Annotated in this window: 18 protein-coding genes; 11 read left to right on the top strand and 7 right to left on the bottom strand. The window is 43.8% G+C overall.

Going from position 1 to position 24440, the window contains the following annotated elements:
• Positions 1-5 precede the first annotated feature (5 nt).
• Together topA and CH376_RS08065 are read left to right on the top strand one after the other, a co-directional pair.
• On the top strand, positions 6-1859 hold the full coding sequence (gene topA, locus CH376_RS08075; RefSeq protein WP_100784018.1) for a type I DNA topoisomerase: 1854 nt from the start codon (positions 6-8) through the stop codon (positions 1857-1859).
• Between the two features lie 769 nt (positions 1860-2628).
• Positions 2629-2964 (top strand): LIC10421/LIC12816 family protein, encoded by a 336-nt coding sequence (locus CH376_RS08065; RefSeq protein ID WP_100784017.1) that lies wholly within the window; start codon positions 2629-2631, stop codon positions 2962-2964.
• A 100-nt stretch (positions 2965-3064) separates the two neighbouring features.
• On the opposite strand, the gene CH376_RS08060 is transcribed toward CH376_RS08065, so the two are convergent.
• The 3 genes from CH376_RS08060 to CH376_RS08050 all read right to left on the bottom strand — a co-directional run bounded on the left by CH376_RS08060 (position 3065) and on the right by CH376_RS08050 (position 5868).
• Positions 3065-3487, bottom strand: coding sequence for an SRPBCC family protein (locus CH376_RS08060; protein WP_100784016.1), 423 nt, complete (start codon positions 3485-3487; stop codon positions 3065-3067).
• Between the two features lie 101 nt (positions 3488-3588).
• Positions 3589-4380: an ABC transporter ATP-binding protein gene (locus CH376_RS08055; RefSeq protein ID WP_100784015.1), complete on the bottom strand. Its 792-nt coding sequence runs from the start codon at positions 4378-4380 to the stop codon at positions 3589-3591.
• A 6-nt stretch (positions 4381-4386) separates the two neighbouring features.
• Complete coding sequence (locus CH376_RS08050) at positions 4387-5868, bottom strand: HDOD domain-containing protein (RefSeq protein WP_100784090.1); 1482 nt, start codon at positions 5866-5868, stop codon at positions 4387-4389.
• Between the two features lie 121 nt (positions 5869-5989).
• Between CH376_RS08050 and CH376_RS08045 the strand changes: the two genes are divergently transcribed.
• The 3 genes from CH376_RS08045 (at position 5990) to CH376_RS08035 (ending at position 9181) form a co-directional block, all read left to right on the top strand.
• Positions 5990-6190: an LIC12077 family protein gene (locus CH376_RS08045; RefSeq protein ID WP_100784014.1), complete on the top strand. Its 201-nt coding sequence runs from the start codon at positions 5990-5992 to the stop codon at positions 6188-6190.
• 70 nt (positions 6191-6260) lie between these two features.
• Positions 6261-6518, top strand: coding sequence for a hypothetical protein (locus CH376_RS08040; protein WP_100784013.1), 258 nt, complete (start codon positions 6261-6263; stop codon positions 6516-6518).
• Positions 6519-7738: 1220 nt separating this feature from the next.
• Positions 7739-9181 carry an SBBP repeat-containing protein gene (locus CH376_RS08035; protein WP_100784012.1) on the top strand — a complete coding sequence of 481 codons (1443 nt, stop codon included), beginning with the start codon at positions 7739-7741 and terminating at the stop codon, positions 9179-9181.
• 358 nt (positions 9182-9539) lie between these two features.
• Here the strand turns inward: CH376_RS08035 and CH376_RS08025 are convergent, their stop codons facing one another.
• From CH376_RS08025 to CH376_RS08015, 3 genes are all read right to left on the bottom strand, one after another.
• The gene (locus CH376_RS08025) at positions 9540-10388 is read right to left on the bottom strand and encodes a hypothetical protein (RefSeq protein WP_100784010.1); all 849 of its coding nucleotides are present in this window, start codon (positions 10386-10388) and stop codon (positions 9540-9542) included.
• Positions 10389-10476: 88 nt separating this feature from the next.
• Positions 10477-10812 (bottom strand): aspartate 1-decarboxylase, encoded by a 336-nt coding sequence (gene panD / locus CH376_RS08020; protein WP_100784009.1) that lies wholly within the window; start codon positions 10810-10812, stop codon positions 10477-10479.
• 27 nt (positions 10813-10839) lie between these two features.
• Positions 10840-11373 (bottom strand): type II toxin-antitoxin system antitoxin SocA domain-containing protein, encoded by a 534-nt coding sequence (locus tag CH376_RS08015; protein ID WP_100784008.1) that lies wholly within the window; start codon positions 11371-11373, stop codon positions 10840-10842.
• 18 nt (positions 11374-11391) lie between these two features.
• Between CH376_RS08015 and lipB the strand changes: the two genes are divergently transcribed.
• From lipB to CH376_RS07985, 6 genes are all read left to right on the top strand, one after another.
• On the top strand, positions 11392-12039 hold the full coding sequence (gene lipB, locus CH376_RS08010) for a lipoyl(octanoyl) transferase LipB (protein WP_100784007.1): 648 nt from the start codon (positions 11392-11394) through the stop codon (positions 12037-12039).
• A 75-nt stretch (positions 12040-12114) separates the two neighbouring features.
• Positions 12115-13197, top strand: a complete 1083-nt coding sequence (locus tag CH376_RS08005) for an LIC_12071 family protein (protein WP_420843534.1) — start codon at positions 12115-12117, stop codon at positions 13195-13197.
• Between the two features lie 10 nt (positions 13198-13207).
• Entirely contained in the window at positions 13208-14119 is a 912-nt protein-coding gene (locus tag CH376_RS08000) for an STAS domain-containing protein (RefSeq protein ID WP_100784005.1), read from the top strand.
• Positions 14120-15715: a murein biosynthesis integral membrane protein MurJ gene (gene murJ, locus CH376_RS07995; protein WP_100784004.1), complete on the top strand. Its 1596-nt coding sequence runs from the start codon at positions 14120-14122 to the stop codon at positions 15713-15715.
• A 14-nt stretch (positions 15716-15729) separates the two neighbouring features.
• On the top strand, positions 15730-15951 hold the full coding sequence (locus CH376_RS07990) for a DUF167 domain-containing protein (protein ID WP_100784003.1): 222 nt from the start codon (positions 15730-15732) through the stop codon (positions 15949-15951).
• Positions 15952-15973: 22 nt separating this feature from the next.
• Positions 15974-21946, top strand: coding sequence for an LA_1737 family protein (locus CH376_RS07985; protein WP_338063532.1), 5973 nt, complete (start codon positions 15974-15976; stop codon positions 21944-21946).
• A 189-nt stretch (positions 21947-22135) separates the two neighbouring features.
• On the opposite strand, the gene amt is transcribed toward CH376_RS07985, so the two are convergent.
• Positions 22136-24274: an ammonium transporter gene (gene amt / locus CH376_RS07980; RefSeq protein WP_100784001.1), complete on the bottom strand. Its 2139-nt coding sequence runs from the start codon at positions 24272-24274 to the stop codon at positions 22136-22138.
• Between the last annotated feature and the right edge of the window lie 166 nt (positions 24275-24440).

The raw sequence follows: 24440 nt of genomic DNA, 5'->3' as shown, positions 1-24440 counted from the left end.
ACTTCGTGTCCTTTCTTCTCATCGTAGAATCTCCGTCCAAAGCAAAAACCATCTCCGGTTATTTGGGAAAAGAATATAAGATTCTCGCCACGCTCGGGCATGTCGCGGATCTTCCGAAGACAACTCTTGGAATCGATCTCAAGAATCGTTTCGAACCGGAATACTCGATCCTCCCCGGAAAGAAAAAAGTAGTTTCCGAAATCGTAAAGGCCGCCAAGGATTCCGAGAAGATTTTTCTAGCCACGGACCCGGATCGAGAAGGAGAATTTATCAGCGCCTTTATCCGGGATCGCCTCAAAAAAAAATCGAACGTCTTCCGGATTCGTTTTTCCGAAATTACTAAAAATTCAATCCTTTCCTCGATCGAACATCCGACCCAAATTCGAGAATCCCTTGTGGAAGCCCAGAAAACGAGAAGAATCGGAGATCGTTTGATCGGATATTTTATCAGTCCCGTCCTCTGGAAGGAAATCGGTCCGGGACTTTCGGCCGGGCGAGTTCAGTCCGTCGCTCTAAAATGGATTTGCGACAGGGAAGAGGAAATCCGTAATTTTAAATCGGAAGTATATTATAATATTGTAATTTATTTGAGGGATAAAAAGGGAGCGGAGGGGATTTTTCAAAGAGTGGGGGAACGGATTCTTTCCAAGGAAAAAGCGGATTCGATTCTTTCTAAAATTCAAAAAGAGAAAAACTTAAAAATCGCAGAAAAAAAAGAATCCAAAGGGAAGAATTTTCCGCCGCCTCCGTTTCAGACCGCAAGTCTGCAACAGGAAGCGTTCCGAAGGTTTCAGTTTTCTTCCAAAAAAACGATGAGCATCGCGCAGAAATTGTACGAGGGGGTCGACCTTGGAAACGGAAAAAGGGAAGGTCTCATCACTTATATGCGGAGCGATTCCACACGTTTGAGTCCGGAGTTTGTTTCGCAGGCGCGGAATTGGATCCTTTCCAATTTAGGGAAGGAATTTGTGGATTCGGCCGTTAAGACCAAGAAGCCGAGCCGGAGGATTCAAGACGCGCACGAAGCGATCCGAATCACGAACGTCCACTTTACTCCTCAGGACGCGAAAAAAATTTTAAACAAGGAGGAATCATCTCTTTACGAACTGATCTGGAAACGAACCGTAGCCTCGCTTCTTCCTCCGGAAGAGTTTATTAAAACTGAATATTCTATTTTTATAACGGAAGAAATATTTAAACTCGAGACAAAAAAAACCACCTTTTCCGGTTTTAAAATTCTAAACGAATCCGCAGACAAACCGATCCCAGTTTGGGGAAAAGGAGACGCGGTTTTAGTCGATAAGACGGAAGCGGAAACGAAACAAACGGAGCCGCCTTCTCGTTATTCGGAGGGTTCTCTGGTAGCCAAGCTCGAAAAGGAAGGAATCGGACGACCTTCTACGTATGCGACAGTCGCGGAAACTTTGCTGAAACGAAAATACGTCGATCAAGATAAAAAATTCTTCTTTCCGTTTCCTTTGGGTGAGAAGGTAAATTTCTTTTTACAGGCGAGTTTTGGAGATCTTTTCCGGGAAAAGTTCACGGCGGAATTGGAATCGGATCTGGATAAGATAGAACAAAACGAATCCGATTCTTTCGAGATATTAAACCGACTTTGGGAAACTCTTCGGAAACAAATCGAAATCAGCAAGAATACATCCGGTTCCGTCCGCAAGGGTTGGGCGAATCTGAGAGAGAGTAAAAAGGAAGCCGGTTGGGGTATCTGTCCCCTTTGCAAGGAAGGAACTCTTCAGAAAAAGAAAACTTCAAAAAAGAAGGAATTCTTTCAATGCAGTCGTTTTCCGGAATGCGAGTATGTGAGCTATGAGCTTCCGGATCGTGCCGATTCTTCTTTTTGATCGATTTCTTACCGCTTTCAACCGTTCTTCTTTTTGTTAATCCGACATTCGGAAAAGACGAAATCCGTTTCCTTTCCAATGATTCGGGTCTTTGATTTTCGAATCCTTCGATCTTTAATCCTAACGGATTAGAATCTCCGTTGAATTTCTCGTCAATTTCTTCCCGATCTGGAGAACGTTCGAAAAAGTAGAATCCAAAAATTCTCACAAAATACGCATTTGCTTTTTCTTTGCTTACTTTTTGGGCGGGAAGGGGCGTTCTGCGCTGCGGTTTCTTTCTACAATCGATTGCGTAGCTTCGATTCTGTCGAAAGAATCAAAGTTTCTTCCTAGAAAGAAAAGAAGACTTTAAAAGTTTCTAATTCTGTTTGAGTTCTCTTGGTATCCTTGTATAATTTTTAGCAAAGGCCGCCTCGCATAAACGGATGTCCCGTTTAAATTTTAATAAGTTAGCGTCTTTATTTGATTCGATTCTTCTTTCTGATTGGAACTCTGCCTTTATTTTCAGAAATGTTTGTTTCGGGTCGAGGAATCGTGCTTATTGTAGATGCAAAAAATGGAATATTCTAAAAACAAAAATCTATAACCGGAACGAAAATAAAATTAGTGGAATTTTAAAAAAAAATATTTATTTTTTTTAAATCATGAGTCGTATTGGTAATAGAGAAGCAAAGACGATTTGGTTCTTGAGAGGCCATCCTAAAAACGATTCGATTTTTTGAAGATGGATTCTAAAGCAAAAACAAATACAATACTTGAGGTTTCAATCATGAACACTAACAAAATGATTTCTGTAATTTCCCTTTTGGGCTTTCTGGCTGCAAGCTCCGTTTTCGCCGTATCGGAAGACGTGGAAGATCAACTCTTGGAGAAAGCAATCGTAGAAAGCGCGGTTACAAAAGAACAGAAGACTGCGGTAGGAAATTATCTGAGAGCCGTTGCTCATCAAAAAGCGCAGAGAGCGGAAGAATTGAGAGAAATCGCGAGAAGATCGACAGGCGGTAAGTTTCTTGCAAGCAACGCTCAATCCCAAAAATACATCAAACAAGCTCAGATGCTGGAAAGAGAAAACGCAAGATACCAAGCTCTTCTCGGTAACTTCTGATTCGAAAAGGATTCAATTTTTTCAATTTTAGAAAGGCGCGAAGGCGCCTTTTTTGTTTTTGAACAAAGTTTTTTTTACTCCATTCTTAAACGATCAAAGTTTACGATTTTGATCCGAACTTTTTCTCCATTAGATTTTTCAATTCATTCAAATCTTTTATTACCCAGTTTGCGTCTTCCTCGAATTTTGCGTTTTCCATTTTCGGAGTTTTAAAAAGGGAGAATAAAACTTCGCTCCCGAACGCGTTGGGAAGAATCCGCATCGGATTATGAATTTTTTCTCCGCTAGGAAAGATCACGGTATGATCGATGATTCCGTATTCGTTTTTCTTTGTGAAGACGGCCTTGAGTTTTCCCTGCGGAGCTTCGATGATCCATTCTTCTTCGCTTTCCTGAAGGATGGATTTGCAGAGTCCGGATGCCCATTGCGGAAAGTTTCTAGGATCGGAAAGATATTCGTAGACCGCTTTCCAAGGAGCGCGTATGGATACGCCGATATGTTTTACTTCTCTGATTTCGTACAAATTGTTTTTCCCCGTTGTGAGTATTTTGCCGCCGATTTGAGTTGGAAAGACGGAACCGATTCTATATTCTAAAAATTGAATTTTGAAAATGAAAGTCTTTATTATTCCCGCGTAGGAATGACGGACCAGGTTCCGTTGATTCGTTTTACTTCTAAGGAAAGATCGTAGAGTTCCCGGAGATACGTTTCCCGGAAGGTTTCTTCGATCGGACCGGAGGTTAAAATTTTTCCATTCTTTAACAATACTGCCTTGGAATAGAATTCCGGTATTTCTTCCGGTCGATGAGTGATATAAAGGGAGGTGAATTTTCTTTGCGAATGATATCGTTTCAAAAATCCTAAAAAATCCTCTCTTGCCGTGAGATCGAGGGAAGAACAAGGTTCGTCCAAAATCAAAAGATCGGGTTCGCTTACGAGGCTTCTCAAAAAAAGAATTTTTTTCTTTTCTCCAGATGAGAGCGTAACGTAGAGTTGATCTTTTTTGGAGATTAAGTCCGCGTCATCCAGGATCCGAAGCGCTTTCGTCTCTTCCTGGGCACTAGGATCCCTGTAATATCCGATCGTATGAAAGAGTCCGGTCAAGACCACGTCGAGAACCGTTAGTTTTCTTTGGAGTGCGTTCTCCTGTTGAGAAGAGTCTAAGATTCCGATTCTTTTTCTTAAGTCCTGGACGATCGTTTCTCCGTAGGTTTCTTGGAAGAGTCGGATCGTTCCGGAAGTCGCCCAGATCATTCCGTAGATGAGATTTACGAGAGTACTCTTACCGGCGCCGTTTCTTCCCAGAAGCACGCAGTGTTCGTTTTCTAAGATTTGAAAGCTGACTCCGTCTAAGATCGTCTTTCCGGTAGGTTTGTAGGTCACTTCCTCCACGGAAAGTAAGGGATCGGATTTCAAACGTTTTTAATTCTCCATTCTCGCGATGTTGTAGAGCTTTCGAAGTTTTTCACAGGTTTCTTCAAAAGTCTTTTTATCGTAGAGGTCGTATTTTTGAAGTATGGTTTCGTCTATCGTGAAAAAAGACGCTTTTTTATCGATACAATCCACCATCATATTCGCGAGATAAACGAGTTCGACTAAGTCGTGATAGACGCTTCCCATCGTCATAAAAGGTCTGTGATGAAATTCTATCATCTGCACGAGGTCGGGAGGAAAGTCCCATTTTTTTGCGAGAAGTCCGCCCAAGGTCGGATGTGAAATTCCGATCGAGATCTCTTCTAAGATCGTGGAACTTCCGAAGTCTCTGTCTTTTTGATAATTGGACAATTTGATGAAAAGTTTTTGGTCCAAGGATAAAAGGATGAACTTTCCAAGATCGTGTAAAAGGGCCCCCGCCGCGGCGATGTCCGCAACTCTGGTCATTCCGCCCCGACCCGCGATATGACGGATGAAAAAACTGCACATATTGGAATGGTTCCAAACCTCTTGCAATTTCGCATAACGTCCATCCATGATCTTTCGAACCCCGGAAACATAGAGCAGGTTTCGAACGTTTTTGAGTCCGACAACTTTGACGGCTTGTACGATTGTGTTTACCTTGTTTCTGCTCGCAAACCCCGCCGAGTTGGAGAGTTTTAAAAGATCCACGCTCAAGGCCGGATTTTTTTCGATCTCGTTTGCGATGATGGAAAGATCCGAATCCGGGTTGTTGCAAAGGGAGATAATTCTCGTAAGTGTGTTCGGCAGCGGGGGAAGTCCTTCTATTTCCGCCAAAATTCTTTCCTTGAGTTTTGTAGTGATATCGATGGGGACGATCTGCTGCGGAACGACGAGAGTCGCTCTCGTGAGTTTTCCGTCCGTATCCACTTTGAATTTATCCGATCCGATTCCTGAGTTTTTCAGGAGAAGCTGGATGAGCACAAGACCGAGTCCGGCGCTTTCCTGAGAATCGGAGATATCCATGAACGCGTCGGAAAGGTCGTTGTATTTTCTTGCGGACTCGATTCTTTTTTTGATCCTTTCCGTTTCTTGAGGAAGAAGGGCCGCGTCGTTTTCAACAAGAATCGCGAGGCTGTTGTTGATCATCTTCGCGCGGAGGTGGATCTGAAAATTACTGTTGATCAGACTTTCTTTTTGATCGTCCCAGTGATGTGTAATTTCCTGTTGAAAGGTTCTCATTCCCTTGGCGTACTGATCTGCGTTGTGGATGTCCAGATTCTTCTTTAGAAAAAAAATTCTTTTTGCGTTGGCCTTGTTCGCGTTCATCAGAATTTCTTTGAGAATGGTAGAAATAACCTCCGTTAGAAAAAGTCTATCGATCTTTCCTAGAATATTGAGCAATAAATTATAGAGCTGTTGATGGTCTTCTTCCGATACGAATTTGTATTCGATATCGATATCCTTTCCGTTCAAAAGAGTATCCGTGAGTTCCGTTATGTTGAGCATCGATTGGCCTTTCTCTTTGCAATTTTTTGACGAATCCGAAATAAATCCAGTCTTTCCGGAAAACATTGTCCGGGGTCCGATTTATTCTGTTCCTCGTATCCGGGGAAAGTTGGAGGATAGAATGGTGTTGATCCGAGAAACAGAAAACGAAATCGAGCAGCAATTGCGTTATTTTTTAGAGGAGAAATTGGAAGGAATCCTGGAAGAAGCCAGAAAGGTGAAAAAACGGCGTCAGGAGGTCCTACACGGCAAAAAGCTCGAAAAGGAGATTGTTCAGCCTCGGGAGATTCCGGAAGAGGGGCAATTGACGCTCTGGGATTAGGAAAATCCCCGTCAATGCGAACATAAGAAAAGAATGGACATTGGAAATGCCTGTTCATAGAATTGAACCAATGGACAATAGCTTCTTTTCAGAAAGCGAAAACGGCCAGGGTTTCCCCGTAAAAAGGGACATTCTCGACATCATGGACTCCTATCGTTACATGAACTCCTCTTACTTCTTTGATTTTTTGTCCGACGGACGCTGGGACCACGGCACCGGTTGGATTGAAAAGAATATGAGCGGGGCGGATTGGTCGACTAGATATGTCCCCGAGAGCATCGAACGTTATAAGAAACAGACAAAACGTTCTTCCAGAAAATCTCTCTAAATATTCTTTCTCGCTTACGATCTTACGATTTCAAAAAAAATTGAAATCTCTCTTTGTTTTCTTCTTTTTTAAGAAGAATTCAAATTCTTCCTTTCAAGTTAGATCTTATCAAAAAATACGAAGCGATCTTATTTCCTTACGTCAGTTTCCCTCTTTGAAAGAACGAGTTGGGCTTTCGAAGTTTTCAAATCTCAATAAGAATCCTTTAAAACGTCCGATGCCGAGTTTTTTGCCGAAATTTCCTTTTGATTTCTAAGATTGATTTTTTCACCAAACGAGGATCGTTCTCTTAAGAATGAAACGCATTTCTGGATGGCTTTCCAAAAGATTTCAAGTGTGGGAACTCATACTTTTTAGGGTAATACGCGCGATCGACGATCTCGCAAAAACTGATGAAACTTAAAGTGTGGGAACTCACACTTTTTTTTGGGTGATACGCGGCACCGACGATCTCGCAAAAGCTGATGAGACTTAAAATGTAGGAACTCACACGTTTTTTTGTGTGATACGCGGCACCGACAATCTTGCAAAAACTGATGAAACTTCAAGTGTGGGAACTCACACTTTTTTGGGTAATACGCGCGATCGACGATCTCGCAAAAACTGATGAAACTTAAAGTGTGGGAACTCACACTTTTTTTTGGGTGATACGCGGCACCGACAATCTTGCAAAAGCTGAGGAACTTCAAGTGTGGGAACTCACACTTTTTTTTGGGTAATACGCGCGATCGACGATCTCGCAAAAGTTGATGAAACTTAAAGTGTAGGAACTCACACGTCTTTTTGTGTGATACGCGTGATCGACGATCTTGCAAAAGCTGATGAGACTTCAAGTGTAGGAACTCACACGTGGAATCCGAATCATTAAATCGGATTCACGATAAAAATCGCTAAAACGCAAAGGAGCGTTCGGAGCTAAATCGTTTCCAATTCGAAATCACGTTGTGGTTCCTTTCTTTCCGTAATGTCGGATCGCCGTGGTCCATAAATTTCAAGTCTTGTTTTGAATCCTGCATTTTGAAACGCTGTAGTTTATGCCATTTTGTAGGAAGTTGATTCCCCGTTTCTGTCTTAGGTTCCAGATGAGTTGACTCTCCTCGTACGGAGAGGCTGTTTTAAATAACGTTGCGGATATGATGCGTAGGGAGCGGTTTTAGAGGAACGTCCTTTATTCATTTTTCTAAATCCGTTTTGTTTCAGCTTTTATGAGTAGGCGAGCAATGATTGTTTTTAAATTAAGAATATTTTTAAAGTGGAATATTCTATTCTTCTATTTTTTCGTTTCCGGGTGTGCGATTCGTTCCAACAATCTCTGCGATCCAAGCGGGGATCTATTTTTAAAGACCGCGGCGCTCAAAATTTTGGCCCAAGATCCGACCTCGTTTTGCGGAACTAGTTTTTCCGTTTCGGGAAAGCCGGTCGCCATCAACAACGCCGGTCAAAGGCAATGGACCACGCTCCTCGGAGTTGCGGGTGCCACTTCGAATTCACTGGGCGTTTCGAGCGACGATTCCGGAAACGTTTACATCACCGGATTTTCGAACGGCAATTTGGACGGACATCCTTTGGTCGGTCTCTTCGATATTTTCGTCGCGAAGTACGATAACTTAGGACATAAACAATGGTCCAGAACGTTAGGAGTCATCGGGTCCAATACTTCCTCTGCGGGAATCGTTTCGGATTCGACCGGAAACGTCTATTCTACGGGTAAGACGAACGGAAACTTAGACGGGCAAGTCCTTTCCGGAATTCAGGATACTTTTATAGTCAAGTTTGACGCGGCGGGAAATAAACAATGGACCCGTCTTTTGGGCGCGCCCGGAACTCAAACTTCTTCCAATGCGATCGCCGCAGATTCTTCAGGAAACGTATTTGCGACCGGTCAGGTGAACAACAATTTGGACGGACAGATTCTCACGGGCAATCAAGATCTATTTGTCGTAAAATACGACGGCGCCGGCAACAAGCAGTGGACGAGACTCTTAGGGGCCGTGGGAGCGAATACGAGTTCCTTCGGGGCCGCGACGGACGCTTCCGGGAACGTTTACACAACCGGATCTACGTTCGGAAATTTGGACGGGCAGCCTTTGTCCGGGACTCAGGATCTTTTCGTGGTGAAGTATGACGGGGCCGGCAACAAACAATGGACGAAACTTTTGGGAAGTCCGAGCGGTTCCTCTCTTACGGCCGCCTTTGGAATCGTCTTGGATCGATCGGCTAACGTTATTTATACGACCGGAGCCACGGGAACGAATTTGGACGGACAAACTCTGACGGGAATTCAGGATATCTTCGTCGTGAAATACGATTCTTCCGGTAACAGATTGTGGACTCGTCTTTTGGGAAATCCGGGAGGAAACGAAAGCGCCTTCGGGATCACGTCCGATTCTTTTGGAAACGTCTTTGCGACGGGTCAATCGATCGGCGGTTTTGACGGGATTGCCGCGATCGGCGCTCAAGATCTTTTTGTCGTGAAGTATGATAGCGGCGGAAACAAACAATGGTCGAGGTTGGACGGCGCGGGCGGCGGCTCCAATACGAATGGAAACGGAATTCGTTCGGATATTTTCGGGAATCTTTATACGACCGGGTTTACCAACGGAACGTTAGACGGCATGGCTTCCACCGGAACCCAAGACGTCTTTCTCATTCAGTACAAATAAAGAATTTTACAAGTCGTGCGACGTCCACATTCGATCCGCATTCTGATTTTTTTTAAAAGTTTTTTTCGCAGGAGTGGGTTTTTCCTTTTTTGGAAAAATCACTCCTGTCCCGTTTTGGAAGAAAGGAATTTATATTTCAAAATCGATTCTTCTTTTTCGTTTCCGGAGAATGAAACCGGCGATTTTTTTTAGGAACGCTGATTGCGATTTCCTTAGCTTTGGAATCTCTTTTTTCTTCGTTTTAGAATTGGAAAGAAATCAATGATAGAAAACGAACTCAAGAACTGAGGATTGAAATTAAGAATCGAGTAAGGACACGAGAGCGGGCGGAAGTTCCCGCCCGGAGATCGTTTTGTTCTTAGTTGAGGAGTTTGATTCCGGCTACGTCGATAAATCTTCTGTAAACCAGTTTGTTTTTCTCTTTCAAAGGATTGAAGATCAAAATGACTACTTTGTTGTAGCTCACATAGCCGGGTCTATACTCGGTATAGTGGTGCGACATCAGAGTCGTCTTATACTTCGCGTTGTAAATCGTATAAGTGTGTTTGTTGAGAGTTTCGTGGGCTTGTTTCTTTTTCTCTTCTTCCGTTTGATCCACGAAATTGCTGATCAGAACCTGATCTTTTTTAGGACCTTGTTCTCCGAAGATAGTAAATTCCAAGGCATTCTCAGGGTGGTTTGTGAGAAATGTGATGATCTCCGTAAGACCGGGGATCCCCATTTTTACGGTTTCGCCTCTCGCGATCTTATCATCGTAATCCTTCTTGACCTTGTTGAATTTTTCTTCTCCCCAAACCGACTTCGGTTCGAGTTTCTGAGGCATCAGGTTTTGAAAGTTGATAACAAATGTATTGTTTTCGGAATCGTAACCTCTCCATTTCGGAAAAGGAACAAGTTCTCTTTTTTCGGCGCTCACGGACGTGGTTTCGTTTACCGCGAGGATGTAGGCCGAAAACTTGGCGGGTTCAAAGTCCCGGTTTTCCAGTTCCACCATCACGTCCAGAAATTCTCCCTTTCCGTTATCGGAGTGTCTGCGGAAGAAGGATATGTTCTTCACTGCTAAACGTTCGTCGTAGTAGGAGAGGGGATAGTATTCTGTTCCTCCGTCCTTTTTGTTCGGATCGGGTTTTTCTGCGTTTTGGCTATAGGATGACTGACCAAGGAAAAGAAGTAGCAGGCAAACAGAGATTCTCAAAAAAGATTTCATAGTTATTCTGGTCCGATGGAATTCTTACTAATTTATATCGGTCTCTGCGAGCCGGAAATTAGGTTCGGAAAGTCGTTTTTTGCAAAAATTACCGTTTCCGGTTATTTTCGTCAACGTGAACTACTTTTGGGGAGTAATTAGAGGGAAGTTCTTTCTCTTCCACTTGAGCGTAGGTGATGATGATGACCTTGTCACCCTTCATTCCGAGTCTGGCGGCCGCTCCATTCAAACAAATCTCTCCGGAACCGCGTTTTCCTTCGATGATGTAAGTTTCAAAGCGGGCTCCGTTGTTAACGTTCACAACGGAAACCTTCTCGTAGACCCGCATTCCCGCCGCGTCCACAAGATCCATATCCACGGTCAGACTGCCTTCATAGTTCAGGTCCGCGTCCGTAACCGTAGCCCGGTGGATTTTACCTTTCATTATGGTTATCTGCATCTTAGGGTCCCGTTATTCACTAAATAGTACCTTAAAAATTTTGCCGGAGATATTTAAAAGCGTTTTCCTCTTAAAAAAGTGAATTTTGGTATTCAAGGTATCCATGCTGAACGGAATTTCCGCAAAAAGCGGCGAAATGATGTAGTTTTCGTAGAGATTCGGATATACCCGATTCTCATCGTAGACCGCATTCTTAAAATTTTCCAAAATTTTGCGGATGATTCTTTTTTCCTGTCGGTTCAGATCGACCGCCTCTTCTCCGGGTTCACCCGTCCAAACGATTTGAAATCCTGAGATTCCTTTTTCCGTAAGTTTGGGCTTGATATCTATTAGACCGTTTTTTCTCAAATGAAGCAACGCAGCTTGAAAATCCAATGCGCAGGGAGAATCCTCCAGATGGATATAAGCCTGATTTGTGATCAGTTTTGCGTTTTTTTGAAAGTAAACCCCGTCCGCGTAGTAGATCAGCTTGGAAAGGGACAAACGATCCCTTCCGTTCGGGGATTTTTGCAGGATAAAAGAGATGACTTCTAAAAGTTTTTCCATATAAAGAATCTTGTGAGAATGATCGAACTGAAAGGAGAATTTCCATACCTTCGTTATGTGGAATTGCAGGAAAAATTTCGCCGATTTCGGAAAGAATGCGTTCTGTTTTTAGAACACGGTCCCACGATCACCGGCGGAATCAATTATAATCTTGAGAATCTACTCTTAGGAAAAGAATTTCTGGAATCCCAAGGAATTTCGGTTCATTTTATCCAAAGGGGCGGGGACTTTACGGCCCACGAACCAGGTCAGCTCGTGATCTATTCCCACGTGGATTTGAAAAAACGGAATCTTTCGATCCGTTCTTATTTGGAGAATTTTTTGGGCGCGCTCGAGGACGCCGCGTTGAAAACCTGGAACTTGGAGCTCGTTTCCGATCCGGATTCTCCCGGACTTTATCTTAAATCCGATCCTTCCAAGAAGATCTGTTCCATCGGCGTGAACTTTAAGTCTTTTTTTACGAGTTACGGAGTCGCTTTTAATTTGAATAACGATTTTCGCGCCTTTCGTTGTATCAATCCCTGCGGTCGAAATTGGATGGACATGACGAGCGTGGAAACATTGGGTTTGGATTCGGGAATTTTGAAACGCAGTCAATTTCTTTCCGAGGTTCGAAAGAATCTGAATTCCTTTCTTCTTTCTTCCGAAAACGCGGTTTCCCGCTGAAAAACGCGCGTTCTTCTATTTTATCCTCAAGAGAAAACCTCCTTTCTTCCGATTGATGAAAGAGAGGTCAGAAGAGTGAAGATTTTCAAAAGTATATTCTATTTTCTTTTATTGCTGATCGTCTGCGAAGCGGTCGCGCTCGGAGCCGTGGCCTGGTCGTTTTTAGAATCTTCTCTGGCTTCTTTCGAACTCTTAAAAATCGGCTCCGATAACAGAGCGCGTGATACGTTAGGCACTCTTGCAAAGGCCGCGGAAAACTCGGGCGCGGACCGTAACTACGAGGATATCAACTTCGTATTCAATCGTATGACTAAGTTGTCCGAAAAGGATTCGGACGGTTATACGATCAAAGAACTTTTTTTGACCACCGAATCGGGAATCGTTCTCGCTCATTCCAATCCGGAATATCTGCAAGAGGATCTGAAAAAAAGAAAACCGGTCGCTCTTTATCAGGACGCGCTTTATACGAGGGCTTTTCGTCTTCGCAAATGGCAGATCGGGATTCCGGTTCTTATGGGTGAAAAAAAAGAAGTCGTCGCGAAGAGCGGCTTTTTCTCCAAACTCGCGGGTTATTTTCCGGAGATCAACGAACCCGAAATTCTTCTTTCCGCGGCCGTTTTTCATCCTACTAAGCTCGATCGGGTGGCGGCTCTTCACATGGTCTACGACCGAGGTAACTTTCGCACCTTTGTTTCCAAACAGACGGAACTCTTGGAGTGGTTGGTCCGTAATTATTCCCTCATTGCGCTCGGTGCGGCCTTATTCTTAGAATTTGTGTATCTCCTTTTGACCTTGGGCAATTCCACAAAACAATCGGTTCCCGATTTCGGATCGAGACCTCTCGTGGAAAAGGTCTCTCATTCTTCCGAGATGAACGTTCCGGTGCTTGCGAGAAAGTCCAGTCCTCTGGATTCTCTTCCGATTCCGGGAAGTCTTGGAAAGGAAGAGGAAAGAATGGAAGAGGTCGTTTCGGCGCCGGCACCGGTTTTGACCGCGGCTCCGATCGCAAATCCGCAGGCTGCTTCCGTCGTCACGCAGCCGATCGAATCTTCTCCCGTCGCGCACGCTTCCGTTCCTCGTTCGGAGCCGACGATTGCGACGATTCACCCAACCGCCGCCTCCAAAGAAGAAGTATTGGACGCGATCTACTTAGGATAACAAAAAGAACGTGGAAATCCGATCCAGACTTTCCGGCAATATTCTCAAGCTCAAGCTGAAGGGGAAACTCGACGCTTCGAGCGCGGAGGATTTTTATTCTTATCTCAAGGCGAAATGGGAGGAAGGAATTCGGAAATTTTTATTTTCCTGCGAGGAACTCGAATACATCGAAGCGGAAGGAATCAGCGTCCTCGCCCGCTTTGAGAATTTTCTTAAAAACCGAGGCGCTTCTTCCGCCTATTGCGCGTTCAACGAAGAATGTAAAACGTTACTCAGCTTTTTAGGTTTCGGTAAAACGATTTCTTTTTTCGAAGATCCTTCCCGAGCCGAAGAATATCTTTCCTTGATCAAAATTCAGGACGAGAGAAGTTCTAAAAAAGAATCCTCTCCGATTTCCCGGATCAAAAGAAATACTCCGATCCAGTTCTATTCTTCCAAGGAGACTTCGGCTTCTCGTTCCGGCTTCGGAGGTTCTCAGTCCGTTTATATTCCGGAAATTCGAACGGTTCCGGAGTCGGAGGTCGCGTCTTCGGAAGATCCGAAAACCGAAGCGAAGGAAGTTTTTAATTCCGAACCCGGTTCGCCGGAACACGGTCTTTCGAGTCAGTCCCGAAGATTGGAGGCGTTTTTACAGGAAGAGGGGACGAGTTCTTCTATGATTTCTTCCGGCGTTTCCAAAACGGAAGAATCGAGTTCTTCTTCAGAAACGTCGACTGCGTCCTACGCCGCCAAATCGATTCTGGATCAAGCGATTCAGGACGAAAAACGTTTTCCAAAAAGGATGATCTACTGCGGAGCTTGCAGCAGCCGCATTCGCGTTTCCAAGCCGGGAAGATATCAATGTCCGGCTTGTCAGATTCAGTTTGACCTAAATGCCATGGGCGGAGTTCGATACCTAGAAAAACTTCTAGGAAACCTTTAGTTGTCCAACGCCGCTTCGCGAAGTATCGCGCTTTCGTTTTATACGTTCTTATCCAGAATCCTCGGTCTCGTACGAGATCATTTTATGGCAGTTTCCTTCGGAACCGGTATGGTAGCTTCCGCGTTTTCGGTGGCGTATCGTTTGCCGAATATGTTTCGGAATCTTTTGGCGGAAGGAACTCTTTCCCAATCCTTTATGCCTCTCTACGCGGAGTCGGGCAAGATAAGCGAAGAAGAAGCCAAGGTCATGAGCGGCGCCGTTCTTTCCTTTTTATTCTTCGTTCTTTCGCTTCTCGTCGGAGTGATGTTTTTGTTTTCGCCGTTTTTTCTTCCGATCTTGGTCGGAGGCACTCAAGAATATTCTAATTTAGTAATAGAGCTCACCTATATTCTCTTTTTTCTCATCGTCACCGCGAGTCTTTCCGCGATCTTTATGGCGATCTCTAATTCTAAAAATCGTTTTTTTGTCCCTTCTCTTTCTCCGATTATTTTGAATCTCAGTTATCTTTTCGTCTTTATCGGTTTGTTTCCGTTTATTTCCGATCTTCACGACAGAGTGATCGTTCTTTGTTCCGCGATCGTTGCGGGAGGTTTGATCCAATTTATAGTGCAGGCTTGGTTTGTTTGGAAAAAGGGAGATATGCCGAAAATCAACTGGAACTGGAAACACCCCGCGATCAAGAAGATCTTTCGTCTGATGATGCCCGCTGCCCTGGGCGGAGGCTTTTATCAACTGAGCCTTCTCGTGGATATTTTTCTCGCGAACTGGGTTCAGAATCACAATCCGGGTTTGGGCGCGGTGGTAAGTTTGGATTACGCGCAGAGACTCGTTCAACTTCCCACGGGAATCATCGGAGTCGCTCTTGCCACGACGATTCTTCCCGCGCTCCTTCAGTCCTTAAAGAACGAACGGTGGTCCGAGGTCGGAACTGAATTGTCCGCGGCTCTTGAGTTTGCCGTTTTTCTTACGGTTCCCGCCGCGATCGGAATGTCGATCTTATCGGGACCGATTTTGGATTCGATTTACTTCGGAGGGAAATGGGATCACCTTGCGACTCATACGGCGGTGTTGCCTCTGATCTTTTATTCGATCGCGATCCCGTTTTTTAGCGTTAACAAAATTTTGATTTCCTCCTATTACGCGTTCCAAGATACGAAAACTCCTTTGAAGATTCAATCCGCTTCGTTTACGATCAATATCGTTCTCAATCTTTCGCTCGTATGGTTTTTAAAACATTCGGCGATCGCTCTCTCCTCGGCGATCTCCGCTTCGATCACTTTTATTCTTCTCGGAACCCTTTTGAAAAAGCACAGGGTCGATTTTCCCTGGCTTTCCCTTTTGAAAAAAATTTCCAAGATGATTCTTCCTTTTTTTATCCTGGGAACGTATTTGATCTTTCACAATTTATTCTTATATTCTCCCATTCTAAACTTGCTTCAGGACGGAGGTATGAGTTACGCTCAGGCTTCCAGGATCAATCTTTGCGCCGTAATTCTTCCGGCGATGATACTTTTTTTTGTTTCCAGTCTCGTTTTCCGCGTGGAAGGTATATATCTTTTAGCCGGCAGATTCCGTAAAAAACATCGGGTCGCCTAACGAACGAAGTTCGAATGAAGTTTACGATTCACGTAAAACCGAATTCAAAAAAAGTCTTTCTAAGAAAAGAGGACGACGGTTCGATTACCATTGCGGTCCGGGAACCGGCGCTGGAAGGAAAGGCCAATCAGGCGGTGATCGAAGCGCTTTCGGAAGAGTGGAACGTTCCTAAAAAAAAGATCCGGATTCTTTCCGGCGAAAAAGGCAAACGGAAAACGGTTGAAATCGATCTGTAAAGCGCCGTTTCGGTTTAATACGATGCGAAATTATTTATTTCTTTTATTCTTATTTTTTTCTCCCGCTCTTCTTTGGTCCCAAGCCGAGGATCCTTTCGACGAACTCGTCCGCGAAAAAAAGGAGATTTTCGGAAGCGAAAAGGAGGAGAAATATCCTCTGAGAGCCGGGTTCGTGGACTGGGAACGCTGGGAAGGACACAGTTCGGTGCACGTCCTGTGGTTTATCCGATACACGGATTATCCGAAATTTAAGCAATTTAGAATATTCCCTTTTTATAATTCTCTTGAGGCAAAATCCGGCAACGCCTCGAAAAGTTATCTTTTTCCGTTTTATAGTTACCGAAGTTTGAGTTCCGAGGGAATCGACGACCGTACGTTTTTATCCCCCGTATATTATCGTAGGACCGTCCAGCCGTCCGGAGGAGGAACCGGGTATCGAGAATCGACTCATTTTTATTGGTTGGGATACAACTCCGATTCTTCGGGTCCCGGGTTTGAGAAAAGTTTTTCGATGTATCCCGGTTTTTTCCCTCTGATCACGAAGGAGAACGAGCTGATCGGCGGAGTAAGATCCGCTTCCACTATAATTCTTCCACTTTTGTTTTTTAATAAAGAATCCTCCGAAGAATCGAAAACGACCCTGACCCTCTTTCATTGGGGACACGATTTGGAAAAACGATTTTTTGTTTTTTTTCCGCTGCTTCATTATTCGGCGGAGAAAATAAGGGAAGACTATTCGTTTACTTTTTTTCCTTTCTATCATCAATCGAGATCGAGTAGGGAATCCAAAAAGTTTACGATTTATTCTCCGATCTGGTTCCAAGACGAAGAGAAGACGAGCGATTCGTATTCCGAATATTCTTTCAGTCCGATCGGTTGGTATAAATCGAAATCTGTTTCCTTACGTTCCGAAACAACAAAGTTTTTGTTTCTTCCCTTGGCCTTATATTTACAAGAAAACGGCGAGGACTATAAGATCAGAAACTTTCTTTTGTTCCAATGGGGACGGGAAAAAAATTGGAGTTACTTCCGGGTTTTACCGTTGCTCTATTGGTCGTCTTCAAAGGATCAATCCGATTCCCGTTTTACGTTCTTTCCGTTTGTTTTTTACAAAGAGAATTCTTACTTCCACCTATTTCCGGTGTTTTTTTCCTGGAAGGATTCCAAAGAAGAATCCGGATACGCCGGTCCGCTCTATTATCATTCGGAGTCCCCCAATCATAATACAAACTATTTCCTGAATACGTTTGTGAAGTGGGAGAAGGACAAGGGTTTGAGCGAAGTCGTGAGCGCTCCGATTTTTTTCTACAAGAAAGAATCCTATCTCACCGTGTTTCCGTTGTATCATCACAACTACGACGCGGGAGAGTTTACTCAGTTTATCTTTCCTCTTATTTACCGCAAAGACGCGAAGGACTATTCCGAAAATTTAATATTCAACACCTATTGGAAAAAAGACAAGGAAGGATTAACCGCTCTTACGATCTTTCCTTTTTGGTTTCAGAAGAAGAATGAATTCGCTCATTTGTTTCCGGTCTTTTTTTCTTGGGAGAATTCCAAGGACGATGCCTCCTTCGCCGGTCCCTTGTATTATAGGAACAAAAATCCGAATTCCTCTTCGACTTATATAATCAACACGTATTCCGAGTATCAACAAGACGAGTTGGCCGCCTTTGTATTCTTTCCGTTTTGGTATTTTAAGAAAAATGAATATAAGCATCTGGTTCCGTTTTATTTTTCATGGACGGACGGGGAGCGATCGGACAACCGTGCCGGGCCGTTTTTTTATCGGCATCGATCGGCAGAGGTCGCTCACGATTACTATCTGAACACCTATTTTAAAAGAGAACGAGAGAAGGGGCTTACCCAGTTAATCAGCGTTCCGATTCTTTTTTACAAAAAAGATTCTTATTTGACGATTCTTCCGGTCTATCATCACAGCTACGACGGGGACGATTTTACCCGATTTACGTTATTGCCGCTTCCGACGTATCGTCATAGCCGAAAACAAGAATCTGAAACCTTGGTCTTGAACGCGTATTGGAGCCGGGACGCAAAAGGAGAATATCTTTCGTCCTTCTTTTTTCCGTTCTACTTTCATAAAAAGAATTCCTACTTCTCGATCCCTTTGCTTCTTTTCTTTCACACCGGAACGGAAACCGAAAAACGTACGATCGCGCCTTTTTATTACAAGCATTACTCCGAAACGGAGGACGAACTGTTTGTTCTCGGTTACCACGAATACGGTTCGAACGATTCTTCCTTTCGGAGATTTTATCCGATCTATTTTTCTTCCAAAGAAAAAACGGGTGAATCCTTTTTAGGTTTGGCCGGTTTGTATTATCAATGGAAAGATCCAGCGGGGGAGACTACGACGAGAACGATTCTTCCTCTGCACTACTTTCAAAAAAATGAATATAATCTTTGGCTTCCTTTTTACTATAGATTCGGGGGAGACGATAAGGATTACGTTTCCTTTAGTCCGATTCACTATCGACTTCGTTCTTCCCGTGTGGATCGGGACTGGGCTTTGTTCTATTATTCTTCCGATAACCGAGAGGAAAAAACGAGTTCCACATTTGTGGCGCCTCTTTATTGGCAATGGAAAAACGCCGATTCGAGGGGTGATATTTTTCTTCCGGCTTATCTCAAATACTATGAGAAGAATAAGAATTTGGAACTCTACTTCGGCGGAATTTCCGTTTCCCAGACGGGAGGTAAGTTCGACGCTTCTTTGAAGTCGGGTTCTTCCGGAAAAGAATTCTATGTGGATTTGGATTACGCCTTCGTTTACAATCTTTTCAGCGTTTCGCTTCGTAAGGAACTTTCCAATCCTCTCACATTCTTTGAAGACGAAAAAAAAGAAGAGTCCGCTCCCGTTCTTCCTCAGGCGAAGAATCCGAAAAAAGACGACGCTAAAAAAGACGTTCGAATCGCGGTCGTGGGCGAAGAGAAAGGACAAAACCCGCCGCAGGAAGGATCGAATTTCGTCTCTTATAAAAAACTAGCGAGGGAGAACTCAAGAAATTATTTCGGCTGGGAAGCGTTATTCGGAATCGCGAGTTATCAATCCGGAGACGATAAAAAACACTTTCGGATTCTGCCTCTCGGTTGGTTTACCTGGGGCAAAAATAACGACGATAAGATTTTTGCCTTTCCTCTTCCGTTGCCTACTTTTTGGGGTACGATCGGCGACGAATCCTATCGAGTCGTGTTTCCCTTATACGCGGAACAGAAAAAAGGAAACGACTATGTTCGATCTCTCGGGATCTTTCTTTTTGTAATGGAACAGGAAAAGGATCGAAAGGAATATTCTGTTCTTTGGCCTCTCATCCGTTATTCGAAATCGAAAGAGGAAGTCGCTTATCGTTTTTTTCCTTTTTTTGCCCACAGAGAATCCGCGTCTTCGATCGAAACCAAAAGTATCTTTTACTATCGCACCAAGGAAAAAACGGGAACGTTTGAACATTCCTCCTTTCACGGTATTCTTTTTCCTTTGTATCAGGCGTCCGAAGACTACGCTCATTCCGGAAACAACAGCAACGGCTCCGGTTACAGCGTGTTCTTTCCGTTCTACTTTAGAAACTATGAGGACCGTATAAACGATGGAAACGTCGTTTTAAAGGACAGAAATCTTTACACGCCTCTCTTTTTATATTCTTTTAGAGAGGACGTTTCCTTAAAAACCAAAAGTTCTTTCTTATTAAGTCCTTTTTATTACGGAAGGTCGGAAGAGGCTAACGCATTAGATAAATCTTATGTTTCCGAGTTGAACGTGATTCTTCCGATTCCTTTTCTTTTGTGGGGAAGGGAGAATTCCGAAAAATACCGATTTGTTTTCGGTCATTACAGCGCGTCTTCGCCCGATGCTTCTTCCTGGAATTTTTTGCTTTTGACCGGCGCATCGCAGTGGAAACAAAACGAGAAAGAGGAAGTCTCCTCTTTTTACGTGTTTCCTTTTTATTTCGGTAAGACGATCAAGGAAGGGGAGAATTGGAAATTTAAGTCGGATACGGTGCCGTTTTTTTATTCCGCGAAACGGACTCCGGATTCTTATGACGCTACCTTTGCCTTGATTTTTAGTTATAGAAAGAATTCGGTCACTCAAGACGAAAGACTCTTTCTTCCGCCGTTTTTTTATTATGAAAAAGAGAGGAATCCTTTCGGGCAAATCGACTCTACCGTTTTCTCGCTTCTCTACTTTCACAAAAGTCTGAAGCAGGGGACTTCGAAACTCGATTCTTACTCGAATAACAACTTTTATACGATCCTTCCTATCCCTCTTTTTTACACTTATGAGAGTATTACGGAAAATGAAACTCGGACGGAAACGAACGGTTGGACTTGGTTGTTTCTTGCGGACTTGGAACAAAAAAAACTTCCGATCCTAAAAAAGGAAAGTTTCGAATTTAGAGTTTTACTCGGTCTTTTGGCGGGTTATTCTTCCGAAACCGAACCGAATCAGAAAAGTCGGTCTTGGAACGTTTCTTTATTCTTCTTTAGAAAAACAAAACAGGAGAACGGAGTTCAAATTTATTCCTCCAGCCTGATTCCGATTCTTTATTCCAACGAAGAAACCCCGACTTCTTCTGAAATAAATTTCCTGCTCTTGGCGGGAAAAAAGACGGATCAAAAGACCGGACTCAAAAGAACCATGTTCTTACCTTTTTGGTATCAAAAGGAAGAAGTGGTTCGAAAAGGTTACGTCGACGATTTTACTTTCACTCCTTTGTTTTTTCAGACAAAATCGGTTCAGGATGGAGCGGAAGCGAATCTTTATGCGAGTCGATTCTATTCGATTCTTCCGATCCCGTTGCTCTATACGTTCGAAGAAAGGATCCGTCAAGACAAGGTTAGAAAGGACGTTTGGGGATTCGATTGGTTGTTTTTGGCGAACTATAAGAACACGCAATATCTTCACAACGGATCCGAATCCACTTCGTTCAAAGCCGTTCTTGGTCTTTTCGGATATGAAAAAAACGGAATGGAAGGAGAGCACGAAACGAGTTCTTATCTATTTCCGTTTTTCTTTTATAAGAGTTCGGATCATAAGGACTATGACTATTACCGATGGATCGTTCCGATCGTGAGTTATCGGAGTTTTAACGAGAGTCAGGGGAAAATCCGCTCTCATACGAATCTTTTCGGTATTCTTTTGAATTACAAACGGGACGACGAGGCCGGAACCAAAAGTTTATATCTGTTTCCATCCCTATATTATTCGAGCGATCGAAGCGGCGCGGAGAAGACATTCCTTTTGTTTCCGTTCGTTTACACTTCTTTTAACGAAGGAAAAGAATATTCGTTATTTCTAATGGGTTATTACCAAGGAAGAAGCTCCACAAGCAATCGTTATAATTTTCTCTATCTCGTCGATTTGGAATCTTCTTTGCTCGAACAAAAAAGGGAATTGTCCTTGTTTTTGGGCGTTTTTCAGTCTCAGTTCGAAAAGGATCGAACTCGTTGGTCCGTGTTAGGCGGCGTTTTGGCCGGATACGAATCCACTCCGCAAATGACGGACTGGAACTTTCTCTGGATTCACTATCTCAATTCTCCGCAGGAAAGGATTCATAATTTTCTTCCGGTCTATCGATACAGCGAGACCGCGGAAAGTTATTCTTTGCTTCTTCCTCCGATTCTTTCCTACCATTCCAAGGATAAGGACGGTTCTTTAACGTTAGGCGGTCTTTTTGGGTTGATCTACTACAACAATCGTTCCGAGGTTTATAAAGAGGAATCCACGAAAGTTTTAGGAGGACTTTTTTACTTCTCCGAAACGAAGGCGGAACGGGGTTTTAGAAATCGCGGAATTTTCGGTTTTCCGGCGATCGGCGGACTTATCTGGAATCACGAATACGAAGCTCAGACCGGATACGAGAAGACTTCTTTTTTCAAATTTATATATAGTAGAACGACGACCGTTAAAGGAACTTCTTTCAGCAGAATTTTCGGAATCAAAGTGTTCGAGTCCGCTAAGGGAAGCGATTCTGAGTAAGACGTACCATACTAACAACAAGGTCATTGCGGATTGAGCCGGTACTTTCGGAGGTAAAAGAAGTTCGGATAAAACAGAATCGATCGCTCATTCTTTTTGTCGTCCTTTGTTGAGGCGAATCCGATCTTACGAATTCTTTTCTATAAAAATTGAAAAGGAATTTGTTATCCGTTAAACGAAATCAAACTCTCAGACTCCGTTCTGTTTCCAGTTGATTCCGATGATGGAGATGTCGTCTTGTTTGGAGACTCCGGCTAAAAACTTTTCCTGTTCGCTTAACAACGAATCGATGCCATCCCGCAAAGGTTTTGAATTCATTCCGTAAACGATCTTTTCGACTCTGTCCTCCCCGAATTCTTCCTTTTCGTCGTTCCACTGTTCGACGAGCCCGTCGGTGAACAGCACCAGTTTGGAGTCCGGTTTGAACTTGATCTCGTTCGATGTGTATTCGGTTTTGGAGATGGCCCCGACGATTCTTCCCGTTTTTTCCAGTTTTACGATCTTATCTTCTAAGATCAGATACTGCGGAATATGCCCAGCCGACGCGTATCGGATGTTTCCCGTATTTGTGTCGATGTCCAACACAATGCAAGTAAAGAATTGATTCAAGTTTTTGAATGTGTGCAGGAATTCGTTGTTTAGGTGATATAAAATTTCGGTCACGCTGTAGATTCCTCGCTTGAGGGATTCGTAGATCGCTTTGATAGCCATCGTAATCAAAGCGGCCTGCACCCCGTGTCCGGTCGCGTCCGCGAGGAAAAATCTGGTAAGTCCCGGACGAAGCTCCATAATATCAAAGAAGTCTCCTCCGACTTCGCTGAGTGGCAGATAACGTATGATGATCTCGAGTTCTCCGATCGTTCTGTCTTTTTGAGAGAGGATTCCGGATTGGATTTTTTTCGCGGTCGAAAGATCGTTTTGAATCAGATTGAGATTCTCTTCCAGTTGTTTCGTGAGAATTTCCTTTTCTTTGATGTTCATCCTGATTCTGCCTAAAACGGAATTGTAACGTTCCGCGATCTGTCCGACCTCGGTGAACGGCTCGATCGAAAGATCCTTACTCAGATCGCCCGTCCTTTTCTGGTATTCCATCTCTAAGAAAAGATCGATGAGTTCGGTAGTCGCTCTGTGCTCCGTATAGTTCAAACCTTTCTGTTCGTTCAATTCGGAGACTCTAAATTTAAAAAAACGATTCGCCGCGCCTAGAATGACGTAACTCAATCCGAAAGCGAGAACACAACACGTAAGAATTCCGATACCCTGCGCTTGAATCTGTTGCCACCGAGTTAGACCCGTCCCGAGTATTTCCAAATTACCGAAGAGACCGACGGCTAACGTTCCCCAAATTCCGGCCGCGAGATGGACCGGGATCGCTCCCACCGCGTCGTCGACCTGAATTCTATCCAATAGACTTCTCGTTTCATACATGATGATTCCGGCGACAAAACCTATAAAAACCGAATCGAGTGAGTTGACCGCGTGACAGGAAGCCGTAATCGCGACAAGACCGGCTAACGCGCCGTTTAAAGGAAGAGTCGCTTCCGCATATTGAAGTCGGATCCAGCCGTAGATGAGAGATGCGGCCATACCGCTTGCGGCGGCGAACATTGTGTTGACGATGATTTTCGGAACCGATGCTGTGAACGCTAACGTGCTTCCTCCGTTGAATCCGATCCATCCGAGCCAAAGGATCAACGTTCCGAGCATCGCAAGCGGAAGATTGTGACCCGTGATATACCGCACCGATCCGTCTTCCGCATATCTTCCCGAACGGTTTCCTAAAAGTAGCATCGCGGCGAGTCCTACCCATCCGCCGACGCTGTGAACTACCGTCGAACCGGCAAAATCGATAAAACCTAATTTACCGAGCCAGCCCGTTGCGGTCTCCCAGTTTGATAGATCCTTTCCCCAAACCCAATGACCGAAGATCGGATAGATGACCGCGGAGATGACGATTGTGACGACGATATAGGCGCCGAACTTCATACGCTCGGCTACAGCGCCCGAAACGATCGTTGCCGCGGTTCCGCAAAACATGAGTTGAAATAAAAAGAAAACCGCGATCTCGGGATGTGCAGTTGAAAATTCGGGAAAGAAAGAATCGGATCCGATAAAACCGAAAGCGCTGCTTCCGAACATAAGACCGAATCCGACGGAGTAGAAGATTAGGGTCGCGATTCCGAAGTCGGTAATATTTTTGATCGCGACGTTGATCGAGTTTTTGGTTCTTGTAAGTCCCGATTCAAGACAAAGAAAACCGGCCTGCATAAAAAAAACAAGTCCGGAGGAAAGAATGATCCATAGTATGTCGAAATTTGTCTTGGGCATCTTCGTCTTTTGTCTTTCAGACGAATAAAGTTTGCAAGAATCATTTTAAGAAAATATTTTTTGTATTCAATTCTTGCTTTTATAAGAATTGAAAAGAACGTTATGCGGTGCTTATAAATAAGGCATTGTGATTTTTATGGAATCAGAAACGTTAGTTTTAGAACTC

The sequence above is a fragment of the Leptospira adleri genome (genome assembly GCF_002811985.1).
GTDB classification, from domain to species: domain Bacteria; phylum Spirochaetota; class Leptospiria; order Leptospirales; family Leptospiraceae; genus Leptospira; species Leptospira adleri.
Note: the sequence above shows the minus strand (reverse complement) of the source record. Positions and strands in the feature narration are given on the sequence as shown.

Bases quoted from the DNA above. Each gene is read 5' to 3' on its own strand.
- CH376_RS08065 (WP_100784017.1), top strand. From the start codon at position 2,629: ATGAACACTAACAAAATGATTTCTGTAATTTCCCTTTTGGGCTTTCTG.
- CH376_RS08050 (WP_100784090.1), bottom strand. From the start codon at position 5,868: ATGCTCAACATAACGGAACTCACGGATACTCTTTTGAACGGAAAGGAT.
- CH376_RS08045 (WP_100784014.1), top strand. From the start codon at position 5,990: ATGGTGTTGATCCGAGAAACAGAAAACGAAATCGAGCAGCAATTGCGT.
- CH376_RS08040 (WP_100784013.1), top strand. From the start codon at position 6,261: ATGGACAATAGCTTCTTTTCAGAAAGCGAAAACGGCCAGGGTTTCCCC.
- CH376_RS08035 (WP_100784012.1), top strand. From the start codon at position 7,739: ATGATTGTTTTTAAATTAAGAATATTTTTAAAGTGGAATATTCTATTC.
- CH376_RS08025 (WP_100784010.1), bottom strand. From the start codon at position 10,388: ATGAAATCTTTTTTGAGAATCTCTGTTTGCCTGCTACTTCTTTTCCTT.
- panD (WP_100784009.1), bottom strand. From the start codon at position 10,812: ATGAAAGGTAAAATCCACCGGGCTACGGTTACGGACGCGGACCTGAAC.
- CH376_RS08015 (WP_100784008.1), bottom strand. From the start codon at position 11,373: ATGGAAAAACTTTTAGAAGTCATCTCTTTTATCCTGCAAAAATCCCCG.
- lipB (WP_100784007.1), top strand. From the start codon at position 11,392: ATGATCGAACTGAAAGGAGAATTTCCATACCTTCGTTATGTGGAATTG.
- CH376_RS07990 (WP_100784003.1), top strand. From the start codon at position 15,730: ATGAAGTTTACGATTCACGTAAAACCGAATTCAAAAAAAGTCTTTCTA.
- CH376_RS07985 (WP_338063532.1), top strand. From the start codon at position 15,974: ATGCGAAATTATTTATTTCTTTTATTCTTATTTTTTTCTCCCGCTCTT.
- amt (WP_100784001.1), bottom strand. From the start codon at position 24,274: ATGCCCAAGACAAATTTCGACATACTATGGATCATTCTTTCCTCCGGA.